Below are 5,857 nucleotides of genomic sequence, written 5' to 3'. Positions count from 1 at the left end.
CCCCCGAACTCTTCACCTGGGAGTTCGCCACCAACCCCTACCCCGCCTATGCCTGGCTCCGCGAGCACGCCCCCGTGCACAGAACGCGTCTCCCCAGCGGCGTGGAGGCCTGGCTGGTCACCCGGTACGCCGATGCCAAGCAGGCGCTCGCCGACCCGCGGCTCTCCAAGAACCCCGCGCATCACGACGAACCGGCGCACGCCAAGGGCAAGACCGGTATCCCGGGTGAGCGCAAGGCCGAGTTGATGACGCATCTGCTCAACATCGACCCGCCGGACCACACCCGCCTGCGCCGACTGGTCAGCAAGGCCTTCACCCCCCGGCGCGTGGCCGAATTCGCGCCCCGGGTGCAGGAGTTGACGAACGATCTGATCGACCGGTTCGCGGCCGAAGGCTCCGCCGACCTCATCCACGACTTCGCCTTCCCGCTCCCCATCCACGCCATCTGCGATCTGCTCGGCGTCCCCCGCGAGGACCAGGACGACTTCCGGGACTGGGCGGGCATGATGATCCGTCACGGGGGAGGGCCGCGCGGCGGAGTCGCCCGGTCGGTCAAGAAGATGCGCGGCTATCTCGCCGAACTCATCCACCGCAAGCGCGAGGCCCTCCCCGACAGCCCGGACCCGCTCCCCGGCGAGGACCTCATCTCCGGCCTCATCCGCGCCTCCGACCACGGCGAGCACCTCACCGAGAACGAGGCCGCGGCGATGGCCTTCATCCTGCTCTTCGCCGGCTTCGAGACGACCGTCAACCTCATCGGCAACGGCACCTACGCCCTCCTCACCCACCCCGAGCAGCGCGCCCGCCTGGAGAAGTCCCTGGCCGCGGGGGAGCACGGCCTCCTGGAGACCGGCGTGGAGGAACTCCTGCGCTACGACGGCCCGGTGGAGCTCGCGACCTGGCGCTTCGCGACCCGCCCGCTCACCCTCGGCGGGCAGGACATCGCGGCCGGCGACCCCGTGCTCGTCGTGCTGGCCGCCGCCGACCGCGATCCGGAGCGGTTCGCCGACCCCGACGTCCTCGATCTCGGACGGCGTGACAATCAACACCTCGGCTACGGCCACGGCATCCACTACTGCCTCGGCGCCCCACTCGCCCGCCTGGAGGGCCAGACCGCGCTCGCCACCCTCCTCACCCGCCTCCCCGACCTCCAACTCGCCGCGGACCCGGCCGACTTGCGCTGGCGCGGCGGCCTCATCATGCGCGGACTGCGCACCCTCCCTGTGGAGTTCACCCCCCGGGCGGCCTCTTCAACCCCGTAGCGCCGGAACCGAGTTGGCACTCCAACCCCATGAACCCGGCCCCAAACGGGTCATCTCGCCCCGTAAACCCAAACATGACAGTTCTTCAACTCTGTGATCTTCACGTGATCTGCGTGGCACTAACTTGTGACAAGTGATCGACTGCGGCTACGTTCACGTACCAGCGCGGCGCCCCGCACCACCCGCCGCGCGCTCCCCCCGCCGTCACGCGAAAGGCCTCCGCATGCTCTCCGGGAACGGTCGTCACCGTCGCCCCCGTCAGGCTCCGGCTCTCCTCGTCGCGGCCGGGGTGACCGGCTCCGCCATCGCCATTCCACTCCTCGGCGCCGCCGCCGCGAACGCGGCCGACGGCACCACCTGGGACAAGGTCGCCGAGTGCGAGAGCGGCGGCTCCTGGAGCGAGAACAGCGGCAACGGCTACTACGGCGGGCTCCAGATGTCCCAGGACGAGTGGGACAAGTACGGCGGCTCCGACTACGCCCCGAGCGCCGACCTGGCCAGTCGCTCCCAGCAGATAGCCGTCGCCGAGAAGGTCCTCGACGACAAGGGCACCTCCGCCTGGACCACCTGCGCGCTGATCGCCGGTCTCACCACGGACTCGGGTTCGACCAACGTCGACACCGGCCTCGCGAGCGACTCGCCGTCGGCCGGCGCGACGGACCCCTCCGACTCCGGCTCCGACTCGGGTTCGTCCGACTCATCCGTTTCCTCCGGGTTGTCCGACTCCGGCACCACGGACTCGAGTTCGTCCGACGCGTCCGGCGACTCCGGCGACGACTCGTCGAGCAGTCCCTCGCCCACCGCGACGGACAACCCCGCCAAGTCCGACAAGTCCACCACTCCTTCGACCGGCAACGGCTCGGTCGCCGCCTCCCCGAAGCTCGACGAATCGGACAACTCGGCCCAGGCGGTGGGCAAGTCGAGCCTCGTCGACACCGGCGCGCTCGACGATTCCACGAGCGGCACGAGCGGGACGAGCGGCGGCAAGCACCGCGGGGCGAGCGCCGAGGAGAGCGTGACGCCGCAGACGTACACCGTCCGCGCCGGCGACTCCCTCGCGTCGATCGCGAACTCCCTTGGCTTCGACGGCGGATGGCGCGCGCTCTACGCCGAGAACAAAAAGGTGATAGGCGCCGATCCGACCCAGATCGCCGCCGGTCAGACCTTGGACGTCGGTACGGAAGCGGACGAAAAGTAGCAAGAGAACAGCGGGAGTTCACGTCATGCTTCGCGTTGAATGTCCGGTTTGATCAAAGTGTGGGATGAGTCTCAGAAGCCCTGATCGTCTTTGAAATTCCGCCGAATCCGTGTCTACGGTCAAGGCCGCTCGTCACCACGAGCCCCGGCTGCCGCACACGCCGAGTCCTGCCAGCGGCCTCCGGGAACAGTCGTCGCGTCAAGCGCCGTAGGCAGGAGCGGGGGACCCAAGGTAAGTGCCGGGCCCGGGAGTCGAGAGACGACCGGAACCGGCTTGGGGTGAAGTCGCGCACCGAGAGGTGTGCGGCCGGGCAACTCACACGGCCCGAACCCGACAGCTCACCTCGTAGGCGTCGGTGAGGGGATTGGGATCTTCCATGCTGTTTTCCAGCAAGGGCAAGCACCGCCGTCCGTCCAAGGCCACCCGTGTCGCCACGCTCGCCGGCGTGACCGGTGTCGCCATCGCCGCTCCGCTCATGGCGACCGGCAGTGCCTCCGCCGCCACCGCGTCCGAGTGGGACACGGTCGCCAGCTGCGAGTCCGGCGGCAACTGGTCCATCAACACCGGTAACGGCTACTACGGCGGTCTGCAGTTCTCCGCCTCGACGTGGGCCGCGTACGGCGGCACCGCCTACGCCTCCACCGCGAACCAGGCCTCCAAGTCCCAGCAGATAGCCGTGGCCGAGAAGGTCCTCGCGGCCCAGGGCAAGGGCGCCTGGCCCACCTGTGGCACCGGCCTGTCGGGCGCCGCCTACTCCGGCGGCAGCTCCTCCAGCTCCTCGAACAACAGCGGCTCGTCGAGCAGCGGCAGCACGAGCACCCGCTCGACCGACACGACCGCCTCCCGCTCCGCCGAGCGCCCGGCCGCCAAGAAGACCGTCACCACCCCGACCGGCAAGAAGGTCAAGAAGGGCGACGGCGAGTACAAGGTCGTCAAGGGCGACACCCTCAGCTCCATCGCCGAGAAGCACAAGGTGAAGGGCGGCTGGCAGCAGCTGTTCAAGCTGAACAAGGACATCATCGACGACGCCGACGTCATCTTCCCGGGCCAGCAGCTCCACCTGAAGTGACATACAGGCCTCTCAGCTGAACCACAGCGCCCTCACATCCGTGGACTCCACCATGGAGACCTCGTGAGGGTCACCCCCGTCCCCCACGGGCTCCCCGCTCCGGTGCGTGTTCCCCCGTACGCACCGGGGCGGGGCTTTTTGTGTCCCCGTGTTCTTTGACGGGACTCTTTGTTCCGTTCGGAAACAATTTACTCTCGGTTCTGTCCATCAGGCGGCCGACCGGATGGCCAATCGCCCCGAGCCGGTTAGGCTCGTCTCGCAGAGCCGCTGCGGTGTTGCCGCAGCCGCGTCAGACCCCAAGAAGGAGATGCTCGTGCCGTCCATCGACGTCGTCGTAGCCCGGGAAATCCTGGACTCCCGAGGCAACCCCACGGTCGAGGTCGAGGTCGGCCTCGACGACGGCAGCACGGGTCGTGCCGCCGTTCCCTCCGGCGCCTCCACGGGTGCCTTCGAAGCTGTCGAACTGCGTGACGGCGACCCCAACCGCTACGGCGGCAAGGGCGTCGAGAAGGCCGTCCTCGCCGTCATCGAGCAGATCGGCCCGGAGCTCGTCGGCTACGACGCCACCGAGCAGCGCCTGATCGACCAGGCGATGTTCGACCTGGACGCCACCGACAACAAGGGCTCGCTCGGCGCCAACGCCATCCTCGGCGTCTCCCTCGCCGTCGCGCACGCCGCGTCCGAGGCCAGCGACCTCCCCCTCTTCCGCTACCTGGGCGGCCCGAACGCGCACCTGCTGCCCGTTCCGATGATGAACATCCTGAACGGCGGCTCGCACGCCGACTCGAACGTGGACATCCAGGAGTTCATGATCGCCCCGATCGGCGCGGAGTCCTTCTCCGAGGCGCTGCGCTGGGGCGCCGAGGTCTACCACACCCTCAAGAAGGTGCTGAAGACCAAGGGCCTGTCCACCGGCCTCGGCGACGAGGGCGGCTTCGCCCCGAACCTGGAGTCCAACCGCGCCGCGCTCGACCTCATCATCGAGGCCATCAAGCAGGCCGGTTACATCCCCGGCGAGCAGATCGGGCTCGCGCTCGACGTCGCCGCGTCCGAGTTCTACAAGGACGGCAAGTACGAGTTCGAGGGCAAGTCCCGCTCGGCCGCCGAGATGACCGAGTACTACGAGGAGCTCGTGGCGGCCTACCCGCTCGTCTCCATCGAGGACCCGCTGTACGAGGACGACTGGGCCGGCTGGAAGGTCATCACCGACCGCATCGGCGACAAGGTCCAGATCGTCGGCGACGACCTCTTCGTCACCAACCCCGAGCGCCTCGCCCGCGGCATCGAGGAGGGCACCGCCAACGCCCTGCTCGTCAAGGTGAACCAGATCGGCTCGCTGACCGAGACCCTGGACGCCGTCGAGATGGCCCAGCGCAACGGCTTCAAGTGCATGATGTCCCACCGCTCCGGCGAGACCGAGGACGTCACCATCGCCGACCTCGCGGTCGCGGTGAACTGCGGCCAGATCAAGACCGGCGCCCCGGCCCGCTCGGACCGCGTCGCCAAGTACAACCAGCTGCTCCGCATCGAGGAGATCCTGGACGACGCGGCGGAGTACGCGGGCCGCAGCGCCTTCCCGCGCTTCAAGGGCTGAGCCTTCCCGCTCGTCCGCTCTGCGGACCATGGGCACAGCAAGGGCTGAGCCGTACAGGGCTAAGCCTTAGCCAGTCGTACGTACGTCCCCGCACCCGGTCCCGTACCGTGTGCGGGGACGTACGCACGTGTGAAGGGGAGGCGGGACATGGCCGTGAAGGACCGGGACCGGTTCTCCACCGCGACCAGGCTCAAGCTGCTCGGCGAGCAGACGGCGGCCCGTGTCTACCGCTCCCAGACCAAGCGGCAGGCGCGCCGCTCCCGGCTCACCGGCCGGGCGGCCCTCCTCGCCCTGGTGCTGTGCTCGCTGATCGTGGCGCTGGCGTACCCGATAAGGCAGTACGTCTCCCAGCGCGCCGAGATCTCCGACCTGGAGCGGCAGCAGGACCAGGCCCGGCAGCGCGTCGAGCAGCTCCGCGACCTCAAGGCACGCTGGCAGGACGACGCGTACGCGGAACAGCAGATCCGGCAGCGGCTGCACTATGTGATGCCCGGGGAGACGGGCTACATCGTGATCGACCCGGACGCGGCGAAGCAGTCACGCGCCGAACTGGGCGCCGCCGACCGCCCCTGGTACGCGAACGTGTGGGACGGCGTCGACAAGTCCGACGCCTCCGACCGCTGAGCACCACCGGCGAGAACCACCAGCGAGAACTGACCCAGAGAAAGACAACCTGAAGACAGTCATGCAGACGCCCCCGCCGCCCACCCCGCGCACCGTTGCCCGTGCGGACA

The 5,857-nt window shown here is 68.9% G+C and carries 5 protein-coding genes and 1 riboswitch; all 5 genes read left to right on the top strand.

Translation table 11 applies throughout. The annotated features are described in order from the left end of the window. A partial coding sequence (locus JHN63_RS47170) for a cytochrome P450 (RefSeq protein ID WP_200691300.1) occupies positions 1-1,262 on the top strand: 1,262 nt, incomplete at its 5' end. A gap of 223 nt (positions 1,263-1,485) precedes the next feature. After that, the gene (locus JHN63_RS47165; RefSeq protein WP_200691299.1) at positions 1,486-2,460 is read left to right on the top strand and encodes a transglycosylase family protein; all 975 of its coding nucleotides are present in this window, start codon (positions 1,486-1,488) and stop codon (positions 2,458-2,460) included. A 193-nt stretch (positions 2,461-2,653) separates the two neighbouring features. Then, a riboswitch (cyclic di-AMP (ydaO/yuaA leader) is annotated at positions 2,654-2,827 on the top strand. Between the two features lie 9 nt (positions 2,828-2,836). Beyond that, the gene (locus JHN63_RS47160) at positions 2,837-3,529 is read left to right on the top strand and encodes a transglycosylase family protein (protein ID WP_200691298.1); all 693 of its coding nucleotides are present in this window, start codon (positions 2,837-2,839) and stop codon (positions 3,527-3,529) included. Between the two features lie 307 nt (positions 3,530-3,836). After that, positions 3,837-5,123, top strand: a complete 1,287-nt coding sequence (eno, locus tag JHN63_RS47155; protein ID WP_200691297.1) for a phosphopyruvate hydratase — start codon at positions 3,837-3,839, stop codon at positions 5,121-5,123. A gap of 147 nt (positions 5,124-5,270) precedes the next feature. Next, complete coding sequence (locus JHN63_RS47150) at positions 5,271-5,747, top strand: septum formation initiator family protein (RefSeq protein ID WP_200691296.1); 477 nt, start codon at positions 5,271-5,273, stop codon at positions 5,745-5,747. Positions 5,748-5,857: the final 110 nt, after the last annotated feature.

This window comes from Streptomyces sp. MBT65, from assembly GCF_016612545.1.
In the GTDB taxonomy this organism is placed as follows: Bacteria; Actinomycetota; Actinomycetes; order Streptomycetales; family Streptomycetaceae; genus Streptomyces.
This window is presented reverse-complemented; position numbering and strand designations above follow the sequence as displayed.

Bases quoted from the DNA above. Each gene is read 5' to 3' on its own strand.
- JHN63_RS47165 (WP_200691299.1), top strand. From the start codon at position 1,486: ATGCTCTCCGGGAACGGTCGTCACCGTCGCCCCCGTCAGGCTCCGGCT.
- JHN63_RS47160 (WP_200691298.1), top strand. From the start codon at position 2,837: ATGCTGTTTTCCAGCAAGGGCAAGCACCGCCGTCCGTCCAAGGCCACC.
- eno (WP_200691297.1), top strand. From the start codon at position 3,837: ATGCTCGTGCCGTCCATCGACGTCGTCGTAGCCCGGGAAATCCTGGAC.
- JHN63_RS47150 (WP_200691296.1), top strand. From the start codon at position 5,271: ATGGCCGTGAAGGACCGGGACCGGTTCTCCACCGCGACCAGGCTCAAG.